General features: G+C 72.5%; 18 protein-coding genes and 1 riboswitch. Of the genes, 9 read left to right on the forward strand and 9 right to left on the reverse strand.

Annotated elements, in window-relative coordinates; genetic code table 11:
• Positions 1-148: 148 nt before the first annotated feature.
• Positions 149-1,729 (forward strand): glutamine-hydrolyzing GMP synthase, encoded by a 1,581-nt coding sequence (gene guaA / locus ACZ62B_RS11665; RefSeq protein ID WP_344557806.1) that lies wholly within the window; start codon positions 149-151, stop codon positions 1,727-1,729.
• Positions 1,730-1,738: 9 nt separating this feature from the next.
• Here guaA and ACZ62B_RS11670 read toward each other — a convergent pair whose 3' ends face one another.
• A complete protein-coding gene (locus ACZ62B_RS11670; protein ID WP_468722127.1) occupies positions 1,739-2,218 on the reverse strand; it encodes a pyridoxamine 5'-phosphate oxidase family protein in 480 nt (159 codons plus the stop codon).
• 160 nt (positions 2,219-2,378) lie between these two features.
• Between ACZ62B_RS11670 and ACZ62B_RS11675 the strand changes: the two genes are divergently transcribed.
• From ACZ62B_RS11675 to ACZ62B_RS11685, 3 genes are all read left to right on the forward strand, one after another.
• Complete coding sequence (locus tag ACZ62B_RS11675; protein ID WP_344557802.1) at positions 2,379-3,173, forward strand: class II aldolase/adducin family protein; 795 nt, start codon at positions 2,379-2,381, stop codon at positions 3,171-3,173.
• Positions 3,174-3,346: 173 nt separating this feature from the next.
• The gene (locus ACZ62B_RS11680) at positions 3,347-4,627 is read left to right on the forward strand and encodes a hypothetical protein (RefSeq protein ID WP_469690016.1); all 1,281 of its coding nucleotides are present in this window, start codon (positions 3,347-3,349) and stop codon (positions 4,625-4,627) included.
• Positions 4,628-4,892: 265 nt separating this feature from the next.
• Positions 4,893-5,423, forward strand: a complete 531-nt coding sequence (locus tag ACZ62B_RS11685) for a DoxX family protein (RefSeq protein WP_344557798.1) — start codon at positions 4,893-4,895, stop codon at positions 5,421-5,423.
• Between the two features lie 7 nt (positions 5,424-5,430).
• Here the strand turns inward: ACZ62B_RS11685 and ACZ62B_RS11690 are convergent, their stop codons facing one another.
• Both ACZ62B_RS11690 and ACZ62B_RS11695 read right to left on the reverse strand, forming a co-directional pair.
• Entirely contained in the window at positions 5,431-5,667 is a 237-nt protein-coding gene (locus ACZ62B_RS11690; RefSeq protein ID WP_344557796.1) for a hypothetical protein, read from the reverse strand.
• Positions 5,654-7,015: a PspC domain-containing protein gene (locus ACZ62B_RS11695; RefSeq protein ID WP_469690020.1), complete on the reverse strand. Its 1,362-nt coding sequence runs from the start codon at positions 7,013-7,015 to the stop codon at positions 5,654-5,656. The genes ACZ62B_RS11690 and ACZ62B_RS11695 overlap by 14 nt, the downstream gene beginning before the upstream one ends.
• Positions 7,016-7,194: 179 nt before the next feature.
• Here ACZ62B_RS11695 and ACZ62B_RS11700 point away from each other — a divergent pair, with 179 nt between their 5' ends.
• Both ACZ62B_RS11700 and ACZ62B_RS11705 read left to right on the forward strand, forming a co-directional pair.
• Positions 7,195-8,487: a PspC domain-containing protein gene (locus ACZ62B_RS11700; RefSeq protein ID WP_344557792.1), complete on the forward strand. Its 1,293-nt coding sequence runs from the start codon at positions 7,195-7,197 to the stop codon at positions 8,485-8,487.
• Positions 8,484-9,197: a LuxR C-terminal-related transcriptional regulator gene (locus ACZ62B_RS11705; protein ID WP_468722120.1), complete on the forward strand. Its 714-nt coding sequence runs from the start codon at positions 8,484-8,486 to the stop codon at positions 9,195-9,197. Before ACZ62B_RS11700 ends, ACZ62B_RS11705 begins: the two co-directional genes overlap by 4 nt.
• Positions 9,198-9,206: 9 nt before the next feature.
• Here ACZ62B_RS11705 and ACZ62B_RS11710 read toward each other — a convergent pair whose 3' ends face one another.
• Positions 9,207-10,247: a C40 family peptidase gene (locus ACZ62B_RS11710; protein WP_469690025.1), complete on the reverse strand. Its 1,041-nt coding sequence runs from the start codon at positions 10,245-10,247 to the stop codon at positions 9,207-9,209.
• A 361-nt stretch (positions 10,248-10,608) separates the two neighbouring features.
• Here ACZ62B_RS11710 and ACZ62B_RS11715 point away from each other — a divergent pair, with 361 nt between their 5' ends.
• Positions 10,609-10,962 carry a hypothetical protein gene (locus tag ACZ62B_RS11715; protein WP_468722116.1) on the forward strand — a complete coding sequence of 118 codons (354 nt, stop codon included), beginning with the start codon at positions 10,609-10,611 and terminating at the stop codon, positions 10,960-10,962.
• A 164-nt stretch (positions 10,963-11,126) separates the two neighbouring features.
• On the opposite strand, the gene ACZ62B_RS11720 is transcribed toward ACZ62B_RS11715, so the two are convergent.
• Positions 11,127-12,314, reverse strand: a complete 1,188-nt coding sequence (locus ACZ62B_RS11720) for a C40 family peptidase (protein ID WP_469690028.1) — start codon at positions 12,312-12,314, stop codon at positions 11,127-11,129.
• Between the two features lie 7 nt (positions 12,315-12,321).
• Positions 12,322-12,472, reverse strand: a riboswitch (cyclic di-AMP (ydaO/yuaA leader).
• A 261-nt stretch (positions 12,473-12,733) separates the two neighbouring features.
• Here ACZ62B_RS11720 and pcrA point away from each other — a divergent pair.
• Positions 12,734-15,250, forward strand: coding sequence for a DNA helicase PcrA (pcrA, locus tag ACZ62B_RS11725; RefSeq protein ID WP_469690031.1), 2,517 nt, complete (start codon positions 12,734-12,736; stop codon positions 15,248-15,250).
• A 32-nt stretch (positions 15,251-15,282) separates the two neighbouring features.
• Here pcrA and ACZ62B_RS11730 read toward each other — a convergent pair whose 3' ends face one another.
• Together ACZ62B_RS11730 and ACZ62B_RS11735 are read right to left on the reverse strand one after the other, a co-directional pair.
• Positions 15,283-16,731, reverse strand: coding sequence for a M23 family metallopeptidase (locus tag ACZ62B_RS11730; protein WP_344558063.1), 1,449 nt, complete (start codon positions 16,729-16,731; stop codon positions 15,283-15,285).
• A 353-nt stretch (positions 16,732-17,084) separates the two neighbouring features.
• Positions 17,085-17,951, reverse strand: a complete 867-nt coding sequence (locus tag ACZ62B_RS11735) for an esterase/lipase family protein (protein ID WP_344557780.1) — start codon at positions 17,949-17,951, stop codon at positions 17,085-17,087.
• A gap of 413 nt (positions 17,952-18,364) precedes the next feature.
• Between ACZ62B_RS11735 and ACZ62B_RS11740 the strand changes: the two genes are divergently transcribed.
• Positions 18,365-18,781, forward strand: coding sequence for a cobalamin B12-binding domain-containing protein (locus ACZ62B_RS11740; RefSeq protein WP_344557778.1), 417 nt, complete (start codon positions 18,365-18,367; stop codon positions 18,779-18,781).
• A gap of 258 nt (positions 18,782-19,039) precedes the next feature.
• Here ACZ62B_RS11740 and ACZ62B_RS11745 read toward each other — a convergent pair whose 3' ends face one another.
• Together ACZ62B_RS11745 and ACZ62B_RS11750 are read right to left on the reverse strand one after the other, a co-directional pair.
• Complete coding sequence (locus tag ACZ62B_RS11745; RefSeq protein WP_469690037.1) at positions 19,040-20,668, reverse strand: DUF5691 domain-containing protein; 1,629 nt, start codon at positions 20,666-20,668, stop codon at positions 19,040-19,042.
• A 112-nt stretch (positions 20,669-20,780) separates the two neighbouring features.
• Positions 20,781-22,133, reverse strand: coding sequence for an SWIM zinc finger family protein (locus ACZ62B_RS11750; protein ID WP_469690039.1), 1,353 nt, complete (start codon positions 22,131-22,133; stop codon positions 20,781-20,783).
• Positions 22,134-22,221: the final 88 nt, after the last annotated feature.

Below are 22,221 nucleotides of genomic sequence, written 5' to 3' on the forward strand. Positions count from 1 at the left end.
TGGGGCAAGTATGCCCGGCCGGCCGTGGCTGTCCAACACGGATCGCATGGTGAGACGGGGTCCGGTTCCGGCGGCGGGACGTGTTCCGCCGCCACCTCGGTAGAATCGGGAGGCACAAGACCCCCGCCCCACCGCCGGAAGGCACCTCGTGTCATCAGCGTCTCCCGCTGCCAACGCGCCCGACACCGTCCTGGTCGTCGACTTCGGCGCGCAGTACGCCCAGCTCATCGCCCGTCGCGTCCGCGAGGCGCGGGTCTACAGCGAGATCGTGCCGAGCACCATGCCGGTCGAGGAGATCCTCGCCAAGAACCCCGCGGCGATCATCCTCTCCGGCGGCCCCTCGTCCGTGTACGAGGAGGGCGCCCCGAGTCTCGACCGCGAGATCTTCGAGGCCGGCGTCCCCGTCTTCGGCATGTGCTACGGCTTCCAGCTCATGGCCCAGAGCCTGGGCGGCCGGGTGGACAACACCGGCGCCCGCGAGTACGGCCGTACGGACCTGCACGTCGCCAAGAACTCCTCCACCCTCTTCGAGGGCACCCCGGACGAGCAGGACGTCTGGATGTCGCACGGCGACGCCTGCTCCGCGGCCCCCGAGGGCTTCACCGTCACCGCCTCGACGGACATCGTCCCGGTCGCCGCGTTCGAGAACGACGACAAGAAGCTCTACGGCGTCCAGTACCACCCCGAGGTGATGCACTCCACGCACGGACAGCAGGTGCTGGAGCACTTCCTGTACCGGGGCGCGGGCCTGACCCCGGACTGGACCACCGGCAACGTCATCGACGAGCAGGTCGACGCCATCCGCGAGCTGGTCGGCGACAAGCGCGCCATCTGCGGTCTGTCCGGCGGCGTGGACTCCGCCGTCGCCGCAGCCCTCGTCCAGAAGGCCATCGGCTCCCAGCTGACCTGCGTGTACGTCGACCACGGCCTGATGCGCAAGGGCGAGACCGAGCAGGTCGAGAAGGACTTCGTGGCCGCGACCGGCGTACAGCTCAAGGTCGTGGACGCGCAGGAGCGGTTCCTGACCGCGCTCAAGGGCGTCTCCGACCCCGAGGAGAAGCGGAAGATCATCGGCCGGGAGTTCATCCGGGTCTTCGAGCAGGCCCAGGCCGAGATCATCGCGGACGAGGGTCCGGCGGTGGAGTTCCTCGTCCAGGGGACCTTGTACCCCGACGTCGTCGAGTCCGGCGGCGGCACCGGCACCGCCAACATCAAGTCCCACCACAACGTGGGCGGCCTGCCCGAGGACCTCGAGTTCAAGCTGATCGAGCCGCTGCGCAAGCTGTTCAAGGACGAGGTCCGGATGGTCGGCCAGGAGCTCGGCCTGCCCGAGGAGATCGTCCAGCGCCAGCCGTTCCCCGGCCCCGGCCTGGGCATCCGCATCGTCGGCGAGGTCACCAAGGAGCGGCTCGACCTGCTCCGCGAGGCCGACGCCATCGCCCGCGAGGAGCTGACCGCGGCCGGTCTCGACCGGGACATCTGGCAGTGCCCGGTCGTCCTGCTCGCGGACGTGCGGTCGGTGGGCGTCCAGGGCGACGGCCGCACCTACGGACACCCGATCGTGCTGCGCCCCGTCTCCAGCGAGGACGCCATGACGGCCGACTGGTCGCGGCTTCCGTACGACGTCCTCGCGAAGATCTCGACCCGGATCACCAACGAGGTGCGCGACGTCAACCGCGTCGTCCTCGACGTGACCTCCAAGCCGCCGGGCACCATCGAGTGGGAGTAGTCCCCACGGTCATGTCCGTTTGAGGGCGCGCACCGGCTCTCCGGGCCTCCAGACCTGGACGACGAGGTACTTCCCGTCCTCCACGTAGGTCCTCACGACCTCCGTCAGCTCGGTGCGGAAGAGGTGGAACGGCTCCGGCGGTTCCACCTCTTCGGCGTACCGGCGCCGGGTCCGAGTGTCGTCGTCGGCGATCTCGACCGCCCGGCCGCCGATACGGACGTCGCCGCCGCCCATGCCGGTGCCGCCGCCCGGGTTCGCCTGGAGCGCGAAGCGCGGGTCGCGGCGCAGATCGAGCGCCTTGAGCGAGTCCGGCATCATGCCGAACCACAGCTCCCCGTCCAGGAAGCGGACCTCCAGGCCCGTGGTACGCGGTGAGCCGTCCTTGCGCAGGGTCGCGAGAACATGGTGGGTGTACGCGGCGAAGCGCTCCTCCACGGTCTTGGCGAGCTCCGGTTCGACGGCGGTGAAGGCCGCCCAGTTCGTGTGCATGGACCGAGTGTGACGGGGATACCGGACACCTCGTGTCGGGTATTCGGCGTCGTCGGGTGCCCGGAGCCGCAGAGTGTCCGGCGTTACGGAACAGAGCTGTCGTCCGGCGCGTCCCGCCGGTAACTTCCGCCCCGTACGTACATCCCCCGCGGGAGGACTCATGCACGGGCCCACGCCGCCCCTGCCGCTGCCCACCGACAAACTGCGCTTCGCCATGCCGCCCATGCACGAGTCGGTCGACGACGAGCGCCGGCACCGCAAGGAGCGGCTCGCGGGCGCGCTGCGGCTCTTCGGACGGCTCGGCTACGAGGACGGTGTCTCGGGGCACATCACCGCACGCGACCCGGAGTTCAGCGACTGCTTCTGGGTCAACCCGTTCGGGATGCCCTTCCGGCAGGTCACCGTGAGCGATCTGGTGCTCGCCAACCGGGACGGCCAGGTCGTCGAGGGCGGCCACCACGTCAACCAGGCCGCGTTCACCGTGCACGCCCAGGTGCACGCGGCCCGGCCCGACGTCGTCGCCGTCGCCCACTGCCACTCGGTGCACGGCCGCGCCCTCGCCGCCCTCGGCGACCTGCTCGACCCGATCACCCAGGAGAGCTGCGCCTTCTACGAGGACCACGCCCTCTACGACGCCTACAGCGGCGTCACCGTCGACGCCGAGGAGGGGAGGCGGATCGCGGATGTGCTCGGCTCCCACAAGGCGCTGGTGCTGCGCAACCACGGGCTGCTCACCGTGGGCGACTCGGTGGACGCGGCGGCCTGGTGGTTCGTGACGATGGAGCGGTCCTGCCAGGTGCAGCTCACCGCGAAGGCGGCGGGCCGGCCCGTCCTCATCGACCACCGGCAGGCGGTGGCGACGCGGGAGCAGCTGGGCGGGGACCTGGTGGCGTGGATCAACTACCAGCCGATGTGGCAGGACATCAGCCGGAGCGAGCCGGATCTGCTGAGTTGACCGACAGGGTCAACCCGGCGCCGCGAAATTCACTCGTCCGGACCGGGCCTGCCGGACGGGGTGAGGGCGAGGTAGGGCACAATTCGCTTTCGTCGTGGGGGACTTGTGTCGTGTTTTTCTGACGGCTTCGACGATTTCGATGACTTCGACGGTGGGGAAGGCGGGCTTCGGGCGTGGCGGTGCAGGAGGCTAGGCGGGGCGGCCCCGACATGGGCGCCCACGAGGGGGGCTGCACCTGCGGGGACTGTCCGCACGGGGTGCGTGAGGGGCATCGGCGGGCGGTCGCCGCGTTCCTGCTGAAGCGGGACGAGTTCGCGGCCGGACAGGGGGTGCCGGCCGCGGTGGCCCACTCCGCCTCCGCCTCCCGGCAGTGGGTGTCGGAGGAGCTGACGCAGGCCGCGGAGGTCGTGGCCGAACGGGGGCGGGCCGAGGGCGCGGCATGGCTGGTACGGCTGTGGCGGCGCACCGCGGGCATGGTGTGGGCGGGCGTCGTGCTGCTGCTCCTGGGGCAGGCGCTCACGGCGATCGGCACGGGGTGGACCACCGCGCGCACCGCCGGCCTGCTGGCCGCGCTGGTGGTGGCCGGGGCGCTGACCGCCGCGTCGTGGTTCCACCGGGCGCGCGGGGGCGCGCTGGCGCCGGTGATCGGGGAGGACAACCGGCTCTCCACGTCCCGTGCGGTGGCCGCGTGCTGGGTGCTGTTCCTGGCGTTCGCGGTGCTCGTCCTGGTGGGGCGGCTCGCGGCCGCCTCCGGGAACCGGGAGCGGGACGCGCTGATCGACGGGATGGAACTCGCCCGCGGTGCCGGTGTGGTGACCGTGCTGGCGGTGGTGTGCGGGATCGCCGTGCTGGTGCGGCGGGTGGTCGGGCTGCGGGTGCTGGGACAGCGGCTGCAGAAGGTGCGCGCGTACCGGCCCAGGGCGGCGGACCTGCTGACCGACGACTCGGGGCGGGGCAGCTTCGCCGACATCCAGTACGTCGTGATCAGCGGGGTCGCCCTGGTGTTCGCGGCGGTGCGGCTGGCCCGGCGGCCGGACCAGTTGCCGGATCTGCCGTGGGGGCTCGCGGTGGTGGTGCTGGTGTCGGCGGCGACGTATCTCGCGGGGAAGTACGCGGAGGGCGGCCGTCCGGTGATCCTTTCGGTGGTGCGGGCGCGCGAGGCCGGTGACCTGGACGCGCCGATCCGGACCGGGGACGACATCGAGATCCGGGGGGCCGGGTTCGTTCCGGTGGGCGCCCAGGGGGCGGACCGGCTGTCCCGGATGGTGGTCCGGGTCGGACCGGTCAACGTACACGTGCCGCTGGTACCGGTCACGGGCGGCTTCGACAACCCGACGGACACACTCCTGACCGTCCCGGTCCCGGCAGAGGTGGAACCGGGCCGAGTGGAGGTCCAGGTCGTCACAGCGGCAGGAGCGGAAACAAACCGCTACGCGATCGACGTAACGGACTAGACGAACGTCCGCTCCCGCGGGCAGTCGTGCCGCGTTCCTCGCAATCCGCGGGCAGTCGTGCCGCTGGGGCGGCACGGGTGGGCGCGACGGCACCCCGCAAGCGCCGGGCTGCGCAACCCACCCCCGGCCCACAGCAACACCGGGGCACCCACAAGCACCGCACTCCGAAGAAAAACCCCGCCCGCAGGATTGAGCCGCCCCAATTCGTCATACGTATCCTCGTGTCGAGGAGTGCCGGCACGGCAGTGAGAGGCGGCGGACAGCGATGACTCACGGTATGCGCACGGACACGCACTCCCCACACCTCGACGGCGACAGAGACTGGCGGGACACCGCCACCCGCTACGCCCTCGTCCCCCTGCGCCTCTTCCTCGGAATCACCTTCGTCTACGCCGGCCTCGACAAACTCACGGACAGCGCGTTCATGAAGGACTCCGGCGCCGGCTCGATCGGCGACATGATGCGCGGCGTCCGCGACTCCTCCGCCCTCCCCGCCCTGGTCGACATGGCGCTGGAGAGCCCGGTCGCCTTCGGCTACGCCATCGCCCTCGGAGAGCTGGCCGTCGGCATCGGCGCCCTGCTCGGCCTGCTCACCCGCCTGGCCGCCCTGGGCGGCGCGCTGATCTCCCTCAGCCTGTGGCTGACCGTGAGCTGGGCCGCCGATCCGTACTACTACGGCAACGACCTCCCGTATCTGATGGCCTGGACCCCGCTGGTACTGGCGGGCGCCCCGCTGCTGTCCGTGGACGCCGCTCTTCGCGCGCGGCGGCGGCAGCGGACGGGGGAGTACCGGTGACGCCCGCTCAGGGCGCCGTCTCCGCGTCGCTCCTCCGGGGAACCGCCCGGCCCCGGCGCCGCCGTACGAGGCCGGTCAGGAGACCCACCGCGCCGGCCAGACAGAGTCCGCCGGTGACCACGGGGATCACCACGAACCACGGGGTGTCCCAGGCGCCGCCCGCGTCACCGGCGTAGATCACCGCGGCGAGGACGAGGAAGACACCGGCCACCAGCCTGCCCGGCTGGAACTCATGACGCGGCACGGCTCACCTCCGCCTGTCCCGCGCCGACCTGGAGATCGAGGTCGAGCGTGCCCGCCTCCTCGACGCCGGCCGGCGGCTCCAGGGTCACCTCCTTGTGCTTGCCCGGTGCCACGTCCACGTCCTTCTGCCTGTCGCCCGGCAACTGGATGTCACCCACTCCCACATCGACGCTCAGCCTCACGGTCACGTCCCTGGGCACGATCACGTGGATCCGGCCGAGGCCGACGTCGGCCCGCGTCGAGATGGTGCGGCCCTCGGGGACACGTATCGCGGACAGGTCCAGTTCGCCCTCGCCGGCGCCCAGGTCGTAGGCCGGGCGTATCTGCGCGACCGAGGCGGGCTCCCAGGTCGTCCGCTTCCAGTCGGTGCCGATGTCCTTGGGCAGGGCGGCCGAGCCGGCGAGCAGGCCCGCCGTGACGACCGCCAGGATGATCGATCCCACCCCGGTGCGGCCGAGGAACGCGCTGACGGCCACACCGAGGCCGAAGACGGCGAGCGCGCAGGCGAGACCGGTCTGCAGGCTGGTGCCGAGGGGGTGGTTCTCCCACGTCAGCCCGGCACCGAGGCCGCCCGCGAGCAGGGCGAGCAGGAAGATCCGACCGCCGATCCCGCCACGGGGGCCGCGCGGGAGCGGGGGACGCAGGGGCGGTGCGTACGCCTTCCCACGGGTGCCGGTGCGGGGGTCGAGGCCGGTGTCGACGGCGGCGGCGATGTCCATGGCGCGGGAGTCCCGGGGACCCCACAGATAGCCCGTGCCCCCGACGTGGGTGCCGTCCTTGACGATGGGGTCGCGCCACCACGACGGGAAGGCGGAGGGGGCCGGCGGGGCCTGGGGCTCCGGCGGGGCGTCGGCCGCGGCCTGGGCGGCGATGTGGTCGGGGCTGGGCGCACCGCGCCGCCGTGACCAGTACCCGGCGCCGGCGAGCAGCAGGGACAGTATGACGGCGAAGCTCAGCACCCCGTCGTTGCTCAGCATGGTGAGGAAGACGCCGCAGCCGACCAGCGCGAACAGCACGGCAGCCAGGGTGTGGCCGTCGACCCGGCCGGTCAGCAGCCGGCGGATCTCGTTCTCCTCCTCGTCCTCGTACGGGACGAAGAGCCAGGCGAAGCCGTAGAAGATGAGGCCGATGCCGCCGGTGGCGGACAGGACCGCGAGCGTGATCCGGAAGATCACCGGGTCCATGTCGCACTGCCGGCCGAGCCCCGCGCACACCCCGCCGAGCATCTGGTGCCGGCGGTCGCGCCGGAAGTGCCCGCTCTCGTCGGCCGGCTCCGGTGGCGGGGCGGTCGCTCCCTCCGGGCCCGAGACGGGTCCCGGACCCGTCGTGGCGTGCTGGTGATCGGTCATGGGTCCATGGTGACGGGCGAGCCGCCGCGGCGGCAGTCGGTACGACCCTGGCCGGACCCTGATATCGGTCCCCGAGTGGGACCGGGGGAGCGTTCGACGGACCAGGGCCGCGGAGATCAGGGGAGTCTCCGGGACCGACCCTGATGCTCCGGTACTCCGGGCGTGTGACCATCGTTGGCATGTCGGAAGCCGCAGCAGCGCCCGTAGCCGAGCCGCGGCCGCCGCGCAAGCTCTACCGCAGCAGTGACGGACGCTGGCTCGGTGGTGTGGCGCGGGGGCTCGCCGGACACATCGGGCTGCCCGTGATCTGGGTACGCCTCGTCTTCGTCGGCCTGTTCACGGCCGACGGTCTCGGCGCGCTGCTGTACGCCGCGTTCTGGTTCTTCGTACCGCTGGGCGTCGGCGGTGTGGACGCGCAGAAGCCGCCCTCGCTGGTGACGACGGAGACCTCGCCGGACGGCCGGCGCAGACTCGTCACCCGGAAACCGGACAAGGGGCAGATCGTCGCCCTGCTCCTCATGGTCGTCGTGTCCATGATCTTCGTGGGCAATGTGAACCTGACCAACGGGGCCAGGGCCTACCTCTGGCCGACCGTGCTGGTCGGCGCGGGCGTCGCCCTGGTCTGGCGGCAGGCGGACAACGCCCGCCGGGCCCGCTGGATGGAGGTCGGCCGCCGCCGTCGCACGGTCACGCTGCTGCGGGCCGGGGCCGGTGTGCTCCTGGTGACGGCGGGCGCCTCGGGCATCTTCGTCCTGCGGGGCTCCGGCAGCCACCTCGGCTCGGTGCTCCAGGCGGCCCTCGCGGTCCTCGTCGGCATCACCCTCCTCGCCGGCCCCTACCTCGTACGCATGACCCAGGACCTCTCCGAGGAGCGCCTGATGCGCATCCGGGCGCAGGAGCGCGCGGAGGTCGCCGCCCATGTCCACGACTCGGTGCTGCACACCCTCACCCTGATCCAGCGCAACGCGGACAACGCGGGCGAGGTGCGCCGCCTGGCCCGGGCCCAGGAGCGCGACCTGCGCGCCTGGCTCTACAAGCCGGAGGGCAACGGCAAGGACGAGGACGACGAACCCGCCACCCTCGCCGAGGCGGTGAAGCGCAACGCCGCCGAGGTGGAGGACAAGCACGGCGTCCCCCTCGAGGTGGTGGTCGTCGGCGACTGCCCGCTCGACGAGAGAATCGGCGCACAGATGCAGGCCGCGCGCGAAGCGATGGTCAACGCCGCCAAGTACGGTGGCGAGGGAGGCGCGGTGCAGGTCTACGCCGAAGTCGAGGGAAGGACGGTCTTCGTGTCCGTCCGGGACCGCGGCCCCGGCTTCGACCTGGACTCGATACCCGCCGACCGCATGGGCGTCAGAGAATCGATCATCGGCCGCATGGAGCGCAACGGAGGCACGGCGCGGCTGCGCGCGGTGCCGGACGGCGGCACGGAGGTCGAGCTGGAGATGGAGAGGGCGGAGAAGACGTCATGAGCGAGCCGACCGAGGCGAACGGAACGACGGGGGACGCGGAGAGCGCCGGGCGTCATGTGCGGGTGGTCCTCGTCGACGATCACCGCATGTTCCGCACGGGCGTCCAGGCGGAGATAGGGCAGACCGCGCAGACGGGTGTCGAGGTGGTCGGCGAGGCCGCCGACGTCGACCAGGCGGTCACGGTCATCACCGCGACCCGGCCCGAGGTGGTCCTGCTCGACGTGCACCTGCCCGGTGGCGGCGGCGTCGAAGTGCTGCGGCGCTGCACCCCGTTGATGGGCGATGCCGAGCAGCCGGTCCGTTTCCTCGCCCTGTCCGTGTCGGACGCGGCGGAGGACGTGATCGGGGTGATCCGGGGCGGTGCCCGCGGCTACGTGACCAAGACGATCACCGGGGCCGACCTGGTCGACTCGATCTTCCGGGTCCAGGAGGGCGACGCCGTCTTCTCCCCGCGCCTGGCCGGCTTCGTCCTGGACGCCTTCGCCTCGACCGACGCCCCGCCGGTCGACGAGGACCTCGACCGCCTCACCCAGCGCGAGCGGGAGGTCCTGCGGCTGATCGCCCGCGGCTACGCCTACAAGGAGATCGCCAAGCAGCTCTTCATCTCGGTGAAGACGGTCGAGTCCCACGTCTCGGCGGTCCTGCGCAAGCTCCAGCTCTCCAACCGCCACGAACTGACCCGCTGGGCGACGGCGCGGCGACTGGTCTGAGCGGGCCGTTCAGACCACCCGCGTCGCCCCCGCGAACGGCATCTCGTCGATGGGGGCCACGCGGACCGGGGCCGAGGGGTTCGGGGCGTGGATCATGCGGCCGTCGCCGACGTAGATGCCGACGTGGCTGATGCCGGAGTAGAAGAAGACCAGGTCCCCGGGGCGGAGTCCGGAGCGGGGGACGCGGCGGCCGGCGTCGATCTGGGCGTAGGTGGTGCGGGGCAGGGAGACACCGGCGGAGCGGTACGCGGCCTGGACGAGGCCCGAGCAGTCGAAGGCGTCCGGGCCGGTCGCGCCCCAGACGTAGGGGCTGCCGAGCTTGGCGTAGGCGTAGGAGACGGCCTCCGCCGCGCGGGGGCCGGGGGCCGCGAGAGCGGCGTCCCGGGCGTCCGTCGGGGAGTGCGGGGCGCGGCCGGTGCCGTCGGTGAGTCCCGCGCGTTGCCCGGGGGTCAGCCGGGACAGCAGCCGGCGGGCGGCGGTCAGCTTGGTGTCGACCGTCTTCTTGTGCCGTTCGAGTTCGGCGCGGCGGGACGTCAGCGATGTCACCTCGACGCGCGCGGCGCCGCGCAACTGCTCGATCTCCCGGAGCTGTGTGCGTACGCGTCCCACCGCCGCCTGCCGGCGGCTGCCCGCCCGTTCCGCGAGCGCGGCGCCGTCCAGATAGCCGTCGGGATCCTCGGAGAGGAAGAGCTGGAGGGCGGGGTCGAGGCCGCTGCCGCGGTACTGCGCCGCGGCGACCGTGCCCAGGGCGTCCTGTGCGGAGTTGAGCCGGTCCTTCCTGCGGGCCGCCTCGTCCTGCAGGTCGCGCAGCCGCCGCTGGGCCGACTCGGCCTCCTCCTTGGCGCCGTTGTACTTCTCGGTGGCGGTCTCCGCCTCCCGGTAGAGCCTGTCGACCTCGGCCTTGACCTGGCCCGGTGTCAGCCGCGGTTCGGCGTGTCCCGTCCCGTCGAAGCCGGTCGCGGTGGCCGCGCCGGCGAGGGCGACGGCGGTGGCCGCGCGGGCCGTGGTGCCGCCCGCGACGCGCTGTCGGATCCTGCGGTGCGCTGCCACCTGGCTTCCCGTCCTTTCCGACGACCGCGCGGAGCGGACTGCCGTCCGGTGGTCCGGCGGCGGGGGTGCACAGGGGGAGCCGTCCGCCGCCGGACCTTCTCTGCGGTGGTGTCCGGTCGCCGCCCCTGGACCGGGCGGCGGTGGAGAGCCGGTCACCTGGAGGAGGACGCTAGGCCCGGCCGCGCGGCCCCGGTAACGGGTTGTGCGGAAGTGGCGTGAGCGGACCGCCGGGTGACCGTAAGTGACCAGGATCCCGTTCCGGCTTCGTCGTCTTCACTCAGGGTGATGACCGATATGGCGGAGGAAGGACGGATGAGGGCGCCGGAGTGCTACGGGGCGGCTGTGGCTAGGCTCCGGCCTCATGGACGTACTCATCCACCTCTTCGTCGGTCTGCACATCATCGGCATCGCGTCGCTCCTCGGCGGCTTCCTCACCCAGATGAAGGCGATGGGCGCGGGCACCGCCCGGTTCGTCCCCGCGATGCTGCACGGTGCGCTGACGATGCTGGTCACCGGTGTGGTCCTGGTCGGCCTCAACCAGGCCCAGGGCTACTCCGTCGACAACATCAAGATCGGCGTGAAGCTGGCCCTGCTGATCGTGATCCTCGGCCTGGTGTACGTGAAGCGGGACGACGAGAAGGTGGAGAAGGGCCTGTTCGGTCTGGTCGGACTGCTGACCGTGACGAACGTCTTCATCGCGGTGCTGTGGACCTGACGGCCTGTTCCACGGGCCCGGACGTGACCGCGGCCCACGACGGAACACGCCCCGGCGTTTCCGGGGGGAACGCGGCCGCCCGGCACCGCGTGCCGTAGCGCGGGCCGGCACGGAAAGGGGACGGCGCCGGAGGAACCCCCGTGCTCCGTCCCCTCCCGAGCGGATCAGGCGGGCCGCACCACGCTGTGGATCGAGGACTCGCCGTCGTAGTAGATCGACTCCTCGCGGACGTACGTGCCGGGCTTCGGCGCGTGGATCATCATCCCGTTGCCGATGTAGATGCCCACGTGGGTGACGTCGTCGTAGAAGAAGACCAGGTCACCGGGCTGGGCCTGGGAGACGGGGACCGTCGTGCCCGCGTTCACCTGGTCGTAGGTGGTGCGCGGGAGGGTGACGCCGGCGGCCTTCCAGGCGGCCTGGGTGAGGCCGGAGCAGTCGTAGGAGCCGGGGCCGGTGGCGCCCCAGACGTACGGCTTGCCGATCTGCGCGCGGGCGAAGGCGAGGGCCTTCTCGGCCTTGGTGGCGTACGAGGAGTCCGTCGACGTCGACGGCGTGGTGGCCGAGCCGGAGGACCCGGAGGTGCCGTCCGAGGTGCCGCTGTCCTGCTGGGCGGCCTCCTCCTGGGCCTTCTGCCGCTCCGCCTGCTGCCGGGCGAGCTCGGCGGCCTCGCGGGCGGCCTCCTCCTGCTTCTTCCTCTCGATCGCCGCGAGCCGCGCCTTCTTCTCGGCGGTCAGCTTCGACATCAGCTCGCGCGCGTCGGTGAGCTTCTTCTGGACGGTGGCCTTGGCCGTCTTCAGGTCGCCCTGGGTCTCGGTGAGCGTCTGGAGGCTCTCGGTGGCCTCCTGGCGCTTCTTCATCGTCTCGGACTGCTGGGTGACGTAGTCGTCGACCGCTTCCTTCTGGCGGCCGGTCATCCGGTCCATCACCTGGCGCTGGTCGAAGATGTCCTGCGGCGTGTCCGCGAGCAGGAAGGTCGCGGTGTCGGGGACGCCGGCGCCGGTCCGGTACTGGGCGGCGGCGAAGGAACCCAGCTCCGCCCGCGCCTCGTTGAGCTTCTGGGTGCGCTTGGCCACGTCGTCGAGGAGCGTGTCCACCTGCTTGCGCTGCTTCGCGGTCTTCTCCTTGGCCGCGTTGTACTTCTCGGTCGCCGACTCCGCCTGGCGGTAGAGGTCGTCGACCTTCTTCTCGACCTCCTCCAGGCTCGGCTTGCCGTCGGCGGAGGGGGCGGAGGGGGCGGCGGTGGCCGTCTGGGACAGCAGGGCCACGGAGGTCAGGGCGGCCGTGGCGAGGGCCGGGGTCCGTATGCCTGCCACGCGCGTGCCGGGGGTGCGCGACTTGCGGTGCGACGCCAAGGGAGGCGACTCCTTCCAAAGCTCCGCCTACCGGGTTAGCTGTCGGGTTCGGGCGGGTGGTTCGGAAGGGTTGCCCTACGGCCGCTCCGCGGGGGAGTGGGCCGATTCACCCCAAGGTCTCGGTGGGTCCCCGGCTCCGGCTGCCGCGAGGGCAGTGACGGACTCGGCGGAGGCCGCGCGGCCCGGCGGGGTTCGCCGGTGGGGGTCGTACGGCCCGCCCGCACCGTAGCCAACTGGTGTGGCCCCTGTGAAGGTTGATGGGTGATATGCCCGATACATTTTCGTGACCTTGTGGGTGGTGTCACTCAGGGTGAGGCGGCGGTTCTGGAGGGTGCGCGCCCCGTCCGGGCCGCCGGATTCCGGGGATGTTCCCGGGGCGGCCCCGGGTTGTCGGTGGGGCGCCCTAGACTCGGAGAGCGATGAGCAGCCTCTTTGACGACAGCTTCCTGGCGGACCTCCAGGCCCAGCGGGGCCCCGAGGGCGAGCCCCCGCCACCGCCCGAGGACGAGCACGTACCGGAGCAGATCCCGGACGACCTGTTCGGCGGGAAGTTCGACGTGCCGCCGGACCGATGGGGGTCCCCCCGCTCGAGCGAAGCCGAGAGTGGGGGAGGCTACTACCGCGACGGCGCCCCGCGCCCGGTGATCGACGCCGCCGCGCTGCTGGAGGGGCTGAACGACAACCAGCGCGCCGCCGTCGTGCACTCCGGCTCCCCGCTGCTCATCGTGGCCGGCGCCGGCTCCGGCAAGACCCGCGTGCTCACCCACCGCATCGCCCACCTGCTGGCCGAGCGGCACGTCCACCCGGGCCAGATCCTCGCGATCACCTTCACCAACAAGGCCGCGGGCGAGATGAAGGAGCGCGTCGAGCAGCTCGTCGGCCCGCGCGCGGGCGCCATGTGGGTCATGACGTTCCACAGCGCGTGCGTGCGCATCCTGCGCCGCGAGAGCAAGAAGCTCGGCTTCACGTCGTCGTTCTCGATCTACGACGCCGCCGACTCCAAGCGCCTGATGGCCCTGGTCTGCCGCGACCTGGAGCTCGACCCCAAGCGCTTCCCGCCGAAGTCCTTCAGCGCCAAGATCAGCAACCTGAAGAACGAGCTGATCGACGAGGAGGACTTCGCCGCCCGGGCCGCCGACGGATTCGAGAAGACCCTCGCCCAGGCCTACGCGCTCTACCAGTCGCGGCTGCGGGAGGCCAACGCCCTCGACTTCGACGACCTGATCATGACGACGGTCAATCTGCTGCGCGCCTTCCCGGACGTCGCCGAGCACTACCGCCGCCGCTTCCGGCACGTCATGGTCGACGAGTACCAGGACACCAACCACGCCCAGTACGCGCTGGTGCGCGAGCTCGTCGGCACCTCCGGGCACCCCGCCGGCGCACCGTCCGAGGCCGAGGTGCCGCCCGCCGAGCTGTGCGTGGTGGGCGACGCCGACCAGTCGATCTACGCCTTCCGCGGTGCGACGATCCGCAACATCCTCCAGTTCGAGGAGGACTACCCGGACGCGACGACGATCCTGCTGGAGCAGAACTACCGCTCCACGCAGACCATCCTGAGCGCCGCCAACGCCGTCATCGAGCGCAACGAGTCGCGCCGCCCCAAGAACCTGTGGACCAACGCCGGCGCGGGCGCGCGGATCACCGGGTACGTCGCGGACACCGAGCACGACGAGGCCCAGTTCGTCGCCGAGGAGATAGACCGCCTCACCGACGCGGGCGAGGCCAAGGCGGGCGACGTCGCCGTCTTCTACCGCACCAACGCCCAGTCCCGCGTCTTCGAGGAGATCTTCATCCGCGTCGGCCTGCCCTACAAGGTCGTCGGCGGCGTCCGCTTCTACGAGCGCAAGGAGGTCCGGGACGTCCTGGCCTACCTGCGGGTGCTCGCCAACCCCGAGGACTCGGTGCCGCTGCGCCGCATCCTCAACGTCCCCAAGCGGGGCATCGGCGACCGCGCGGAGGCCATGATCGACGCCCTCGCGCAGCGCGAGAGGATCAGCTTCCCGCAGGCGCTGAGGCGCGTCGACGAGGCGTACGGCATGGCGGCGCGCTCGTCGAACGCCGTGAAGCGGTTCAACACGCTGCTGGAGGACCTGCGTACGGTCGTCGAGTCCGGTGCGGGCCCGGCGACGGTCCTGGAGGCGATCCTCGAACGCACCGGCTACCTCGCCGAGTTGCAGGCCTCCACCGACCCGCAGGACGAGACCCGGATCGAGAACCTCCAGGAACTCGCGGCCGTCGCCCTGGAGTTCGAGCAGGAGCGCGGCGAGGGCGAGTCGGTCGCGCTGTCCGACTTCCTGGAGCAGGTCGCCCTGGTCGCCGACTCCGACCAGATCCCCGACGAGGACGAGGACGGCTCCGGCGTCATCACGCTGATGACCCTGCACACCGCCAAGGGCCTGGAGTTCCCGGTCGTCTTCCTCACCGGCATGGAGGACGGCGTCTTCCCGCACATGCGCGCCCTCGGCGAGACCAAGGAGCTGGAGGAGGAGCGGCGCCTGGCGTACGTCGGCATCACCCGCGCGCGCGAGCGGCTGTACCTGACCCGGTCGACGCTGCGCAGCGCGTGGGGCCAGCCGTCCTACAACCCGCCCTCGCGGTTCCTGGAGGAGATCCCGGCCGCCCACCTGGAGTGGAAGCGGACGGGGGCGAGCACGCCCGTGTCCTCCGGTCCGGCGTCGGGGGTGGCGGCCTCGCTGTCGTCGTCCCGCTCGCGCTCGTCGGCGTCGGGCGGCTCCGGCTTCGCCACCCGGCGGACCGCGGACAAGCCCGTGGTGTCGCTGGCGATCGGGGACCGGGTCACGCACGACCAGTTCGGCCTCGGCACCGTGGTCGCGGTGAAGGGCACGGGTGCCAACACGGAGGCGACGATCGACTTCGGGGACACCAAGCCCAAGCGGCTGCTGCTGCGGTACGCGCCGGTGGAGAAGCTGTAGCCGGGCGCTGAGACCCGTCGTGGGGGACGGTCCTACGACGGGTCGAGGCCGTGGCTGCGGAACCAGGCGAGCGGGTCGACCGCCGAACCGCCGGCCGGACGGACCTCGAAGTGCAGGTGCGGGCCCGTCGAGTTGCCGGAGTTCCCGGAGAAGGCGATCGGGTCGCCGGCCTTCACGGTCGTACCGGAGGCGACCTGGTAGCTGGAGAGGTGGCAGTACCACGTCTCCGTGCCGTCCTTCGCCGTCACGATCATCATGTTGCCGTAGGCGGAGTTGTACTGCGTGCGCACCGTGCCGTCGGTCGCGGCCATCACCGTCGCACCGTACGAGACGGGGAAGTCGATGCCGGTGTGGACGGACATCCAGTTGATGCCGGACTGGCCGTAGATGGCGCTGAGTCCGTGCTGTGCGACCGGGAGCGCGAACTTCGGCCGCAGCCGCTCCTTGCGGGCCGCCTCCTGGGCGGCCGCCTTGCGCTCGGCCGCCTGCTGCGCCTTGAGGTCGATGCGCTCCTGGGTGCGGCTGGCCCGGTCGGCGAAGTCGTCGGCGCCGGCGGCGAGGCTCTCCAGCTGGGTGTCCAGCTTGATGTTGGCGGCGGACGGTTTCACCGGCTGGGCGTCCGCCGCGGTCGTCGTCGTTTCCTGGCCGCCGTCGTCGGTCAGGTTGCCGACCGATGCCGCGGCGATACCGGCGACACCCATCACGCACGCCGAGGGCACGGCCACCGTCAGCAGCGCGGAACGCTTGGCGGGCGTACGGCGGCGGGAACGCGACCCGGCGCGCGAGGCCGCGCGCGGCGACGGGGCGGGGAGAACCTCTTCCTGCTCTTCGAGCAGGTGCACCGCGGGCAGCTCGCCGGTGTCGGCCGGCCCCTGGGCGGTGGGCTCCTCGTGGGGTTCCTGGCCGAAGGACTCGGCCTGCGGCTCGTAGGCGTCGGACGCGGGCGCCGGGGCGGCGGTGTCGCCGCCGTCGGTGTTCCACTGAGTGGCGTCGTAGGCACCGCTGTCGAAGGTCTGCGTGCCCCAGTCCCACTGCTGGGTCCGGTCGGCGGGGTTCCCGGTCTGATCGGGCTGGAGCCACTCACCGGCGTCCCACTGCCCGCTGGTCTCCGGCGAGGCGGCCTGCGGCGGGATCACCGTCACCGGGTGATGGCCGGTGGTCCAGGCGGTCGCGTCGTAGCCGCCGGTGTCGTACGAGGACACGTGCTGGGCCGCGTACAGGTCGTAGTGGCCGGTGTCCTGGCCGTCCGTGGGCCAGTGCCCGGTGGTGTCGTACGCGCCCGTGTCCTGACCGCCGCCCGGGAGGGCGCCGAAGAGGGGGTCAGGGGCGAAGCCCCCGGTGGTGTGGCCGCCCGTGCCGAAGTGGGTGGCGGCATAACCGGTGGCGTCGTAGCCGCCGTACGTGGTGAAGTCTCCGTACTGGGCTTCCTGGGTGCCGTACGACGCGTAGGGCGCCGAATCGGAAGCCGGAGCCGGGTCCATGGTCCCCGACGGGTGACGGTCGTTCACCAACTTCTCTTTCGCCTCGACAACAGGGGCTGCCAGAGCAGTGCGGCGACTGTACCCGGCGGTATGCGGGCACGACAATCTTCCGCAGGTTTCGCGCGCGCAGGAAACGGGCAATCGGTTGCCTTTTGGCGGACGGCGGGCGCGGTCTTGGCTTTTTGTTCGAGCTCTGTTCGAGGCGATGGGCGGTCGACGGCGATAAGTGGGCCGTCTCGGAGCGTTGTTGTTCGGATTGCCGTCGAGGGGGGCGCGCGATTCCGTTTGTCCTGCGGCGCCGGTGCCGGGCGTGTCGCGCTTCGGGCGGCGGTCGGGTCGCGGTCGGGTCGCGGTCAGGCCACCGTCAGGCCTTCCGGGCGGCCGGTGGACGGCTCTCCGGGGTGCGCCGTGTCCAGGGCCTGCCGTATGCGGGTCGCCACGGCCGGGTGCACGGGCAGGGCGAGATGGCCCACGCCGCTCACCCGTACGTTCACCGACGTCAGGTCGGGGTGCTCGACGCACGCCGACTCCAGCGGGTCCATGATGTGGTCGAGGTCGCTCCAGAAGGCGACGAAGCGCGTGCGGCAGCCCGGCGCGGGCTGGGTGAGCTCCTCGAGCACCGGTGAGCCGGGGCGCATCTGGCGCACGATGGGGTGCGCGTTGGCCAGCGGTGCGACGCGTGTGCCGGAGTGCGGGGTGCCGAGCGTGACGAGCGTCCGCACGCGGGTGTCACCGCCCAGCCGCTGCACGTAGTACCGCGCGATGAGCCCGCCGAGGCTGTGCCCGACCACATCGACCCGGCGGCTGCCCGTGCGTTCGCACACCTGCTCTATGTGGCGGCCGAGCAGTTCGGCCGCGATGCGGATGTCGCAGGTCAGCGGCGAGTAGTTGAGCGACTCGATCTGCTGCCTGCCGTGCTGGGCGAGGCTGCGGCGCAGCAGGACGAAGACCGACCGGTTGTCGATGAAGCCGTGCAGCAGCACCACCGGGGGCTTGGCCTCCGCCGGCAGCTGTGCGGTGCCGTCCGGGGAGGGCAGCGCGGGGTGCGCGCCCCGGCGCTCCTGGACGATGCCGGCGGGATACAGCAGGAGGTGGCCCGCCAGGATCGCCAGCTCCAGGGCGGTCGCCTTCAGCAGGGTCAGGGAGAGATCCGCCAGCCGGGTGGGCAGAAGACGCCGGCAGAGCGGCAGGAAGGGAAGAGCTGCCTCGGTGACCTTCATGGCCGACCTCCTGTCGGCACGCGGGAGGACAGCCCTGTCCCCCGTGTGCCCTCATGGGAAATCGCTGTGAGAGCGGTCGACGGTGCGCGCGTGCGATGCGTGGAGGGGGCGCGGTGGTCCGGCGGCCTCGGTGCGAATCCCTTGTGCGCATGTTCCCACCGCTGCCCGAGTGGTGCACGGGCGTGCGGTGCGCGGGGCCCTGAGCCCGGGAACGCTGCGCGGTGAACGTGTCCCTCCGTGTGATTTGCCCCTCGCTGTGCACCGTGAAACTGCCGGTTGCGGGATGCTGGAGATAACGTTCGTTCACTTCCCCGGCCGGTCCGGTCCGGGATGCCCGGGCGATGTGTACGGCACGACGGATGTGTGCGGTACTTGTCGGCAGGGATGGATGCAGTCGCTTCATGGAGGCAGTGATGGGTGTGGCAGCCGGTCCGATCCGCGTGGTGGTGGCCAAGCCGGGGCTCGACGGCCACGATCGCGGGGCCAAGGTGATCGCGCGGGCGCTGCGCGATGCCGGTATGGAGGTGATCTACACCGGGCTTCACCAGACCCCCGAGCAGATCGTCGACACCGCGATCCAGGAGGACGCCGACGCGATCGGTCTGTCCATCCTCTCCGGGGCGCACAACACGCTTTTCGCGGCGGTGATCGAGCTGCTCGGGCAGCGGGACGCGGCGGACATCCTGGTCTTCGGGGGCGGGATCATCCCCGAGGCGGACATCGCTCCGCTGAAGGAGAAGGGTGTCGCGGAGATCTTCACGCCGGGGGCTACCACGGCGTCCATCGTGGACTGGGTGCGGGCGAACGTGCGGCAGCCCGCGGAGGCGTAGGGCGGGTTCGTGATGCCTCGCCGGGGCCTCGGCTTCGACGCCCCGGTGTTGGTGCCGGGCGGGGGGTGTTCGTGCCGCCCGGCGCTTGCGGGGTGCCTCCCCCAGTGCCTGAACGGCCTGGGAGGTGCCCCCATCGCCCACCCTCCCCCACTCCCGGCTTCGCTCGAGCGGGGGGGACCCCCATCGCCCTGGGGGTACCTCCCAGGCCCTTTCGGGCTCTGGGGGAGGCACGACTGCCCGCGGAGAGCGCGGTGCGGGTCACGGGGTGGGCGGGGTCAGTTCGGTGAGGATGGTTGCGCGTAGGTGCAGGGTGGTGACCAGGCGCTGGAAGGCTTCCGACCAGTAGCCGCCGGCTCCGGGTGACGCGTTCTCCGGCTCGTCCGGTATCGCCAGGAGCGCGTCGAGGCGGCCGGCCTCGGACGGGTCGAGGCAGCGTTCGGCCAGGCCCATGACTCCGCTGAAACTCCATGGATAACTCCCTGCGTCACGCGCGATGTCGAGCGCGTCGACCACCGCCCGTCCGACCGGCGCCGCCCAGGGCACGGCACACACCCCGAGCAGCTGGAACGCCTCGGACAGGCCGTGCGTCTCGATGAATCCGGCCACCCACTCGGCCCGTTCGGCGGCGCCCAGCGTGCCGAGCAGCTTGGCGCGTTCGGCCAGGGACACCGCCCCCGGACCGCCCGCCTCCGGCGCGGAGGGCTCCCCGAGCAGCGCCCGGGACCACGCCGCGTCGCGCTGCCGCACCGCCGCCCGGCTCCAGGCCGCGTGCAGTTCGCCCTGCCAGTCGTCCGCCACCGGCAGCGCCACGATCTCCCGCGGCGTACGCCCGCCGAGCCGCCGCGACCAGCTTCCCAGGGGCGCCGCCTCCACCAACTGGCCGAGCCACCAGGACCGTTCGCCCCGGCCCGCCGGGGCCCTGGCCACCACGCCGTCGCGTTCCATGCCCGCGTCGCACTCGTGCGGCGCCTCGACGGCGATCGTCGGCGTGTCCCGCGTATGGTCGACGGCCACACACGCCCCGGCCCGGACCGCCATGCGTTCCGCCAGCGCGGAGCCGGGCAGCGCCGACAGCAGCTCCGCGGCCGTCGCCCGTACGTTGCGGCTGCGGTCGGCCAGGGCCTGCTCCAGGAAGGGCTCGTCGTCCGGGCCGAGTCCGGTGCGCAGCGAGTCCAGGAACATCAGGCGGTCCTCCGCCCGCTCCGTCGCCCAGCTCTCCGCGAGGAGTTCCCGCGCGGTGGCCGGCCTGCGGGAGCGGAGGGCGGTGAGGAGGGCGACCCGTTCGGCGAAGAGGCCCTCCTGCCAGAGCCGCCGTATGCCCTCCGTGTCGTGGAGACGGGGCACGGACGTGCCCCCGCCCGGTGTGGAACGCAGGGCGAACCGCCAGTCCGGGTTGAACCGGGCCAGCCACAGGGCGCGCGGCCCCGCGAACCGCAGCGCCGCCGGACGCAGGTCGGTCCGGCCCCGCGCGGCGTCGAGCAGGGCGGGCAGCGCGGCCGGGGGCGCCGCGAAACCGCGGGTGTTCGCCGCCGCCAGCCACTGGGGCAGCAGCTCCATGAGGTCCGGAGCCGCGCCCCGGCGGCCACCGCCCGCGGTGCCGGGACGGTCGGCGAGCAGCATCGTGAGCCGGCGCGCGGCGGCGGACGGCAGCGGAGGGCGCGGGTCCTCGGGGGCCGGCCGCGGACGCTCCGCGGCCCGCGCGGGCCGCAGCCCGGCGCGTCGCCGTACGGTCGCCACGGCCGCCGCGTCCAGCAGGACCGACGGCGCGTCCGGCCCGGGCGCGGAGCCCGCCGGTGTGCGCCGGTCCGTGCCCAGCAGGGCCGTGGTCACCAGCTCCTCCCAGGAATCCGGGAGAGGCGCGTCCACGGCGGTGGTCGTCCTGCTCATGAGTTTCCTTTCCGACGGGCGTCCCGGCACGGTCGAAGACTCACACGCGCCGAGTGTCCAGTGATGTCCGAAAGATTCCTTGGGTGGACGGGGACGGGGGTGAGCGCCCCGCTCAGCACAGCGGCACCGCCTCACCGGGCCCCTCCGGCCATACCGCCAGCGGAGTGAATCCCTGGTGGCCGCACTCACCGAACACCCTGACCGGGGCGCCGCCCGACAGGGCGACCAGACGCCACAGACCGGGGCGGGACCGTGCGGCCGGGGTGAGCGGCAGGGCCGCGTCCTCGTCGGCGTCGGCCAGCTGCCAGCCGTCACCGTCCGGAGCCGGTATCACCCGGTCCAGCGTCACCGGGACCGAGTCCAGCCAGGGGTCGTCGCGCAGCGCCTCGCCGTAGCGGGCGGCAGCCCGGGTGGTCGTCGTCCCCGGTGGCCGCACGTCCGTCGGCGCGGGCGGCGCGAACCGCTCGCCCAGGGCCGCCCGCGGCTGTCCCGCGCCCGGGTACGCGGACAGCTCCGCGTCGAGGGCCAGCCCGACCGGCAGCGAGAGCTCCGGGGCGCGGCCCGCCGCACCGTAGGAGAGGAGCAGCGCCGTGCGCCCCGAGTCCGTGCCGTACAGCCAGACACGGCGGGTCGTCAGACGGCTGTCCGCCGTGTCGTACTGGGCGAGGACCAGCCAGCGGTCCCGTACCGCCGGGCCGTCCGCCGACGCGGGCAGGCCGATACGGGACCGGACCGTCGCGGCCAGGTCCTCCGGCAGCCGCTCCCGGCGCAGCCAGCCCCGGCCGAGGAGGTGGAGCAGTGCGCACTCCTCCAGCAGCCGCACCGGTCGGCCCGGCCCGGTGCCCGCGAGCGCCCCCAGCTCCCGCACCCGGGCGGCCAGCCCCGGCGCCTGGGCGTCGACCATGCGGGCCGCGGTCTCCTCCCACAGCCCGTACCCGGACCGCTCGGCCGCCGCCAGGCCGCCGCGGAGCAGATCCGCCAGACGCTGCTCCAGCTCCACCGCGCCCGCCGTCACCCGCTCGGCCCGGCGCTCCGCCCTGCGCCGCGCCGCCTCCGGACCGGCGGAACCCGAGGACTCCGAGGTGCCCGCGGCCCGCTTCTCCTCCGTGTGCGTGCGCCGGCCCGTGATCCACCGCTCGGCCCACTCCGGCGCCTCTCCCCGCGGCACCGCCCCGTCCCCGCCCGACCAGAGCAGCAGCAGACCGAGCGCGTGCTTGCACGGGAACTTACGGCTCGGGCAGCTGCAGTGGCAGGCGGGTCCGGAGGCGTCCGCGACGTCGACGACCGTCCGGTACGGAGCGCTCCCACCGCCCTCGCACAGCCCCCACACCGTCCCTTCGTCCGAACTGCCGGTCCCGGACCACGGACCGGCCGTGCCGAGTCTGCTCCCCGCCGTGCGTGACGCGGGGTCAGGCGCCAGTGCCAGCACCTGGTCCGCGGTCCAGCGCGCCCCCTGCTGAGTCATGCCACCGAAACTAGATCCCGGCACTGACAATCGCCCCGGCGAGCGCGTTCGTGCAGGTCAGAGCGATTGTCAGTGGCGTGGTGCACGG

The organism is Streptomyces sp. NPDC053426, from assembly GCF_055585405.1.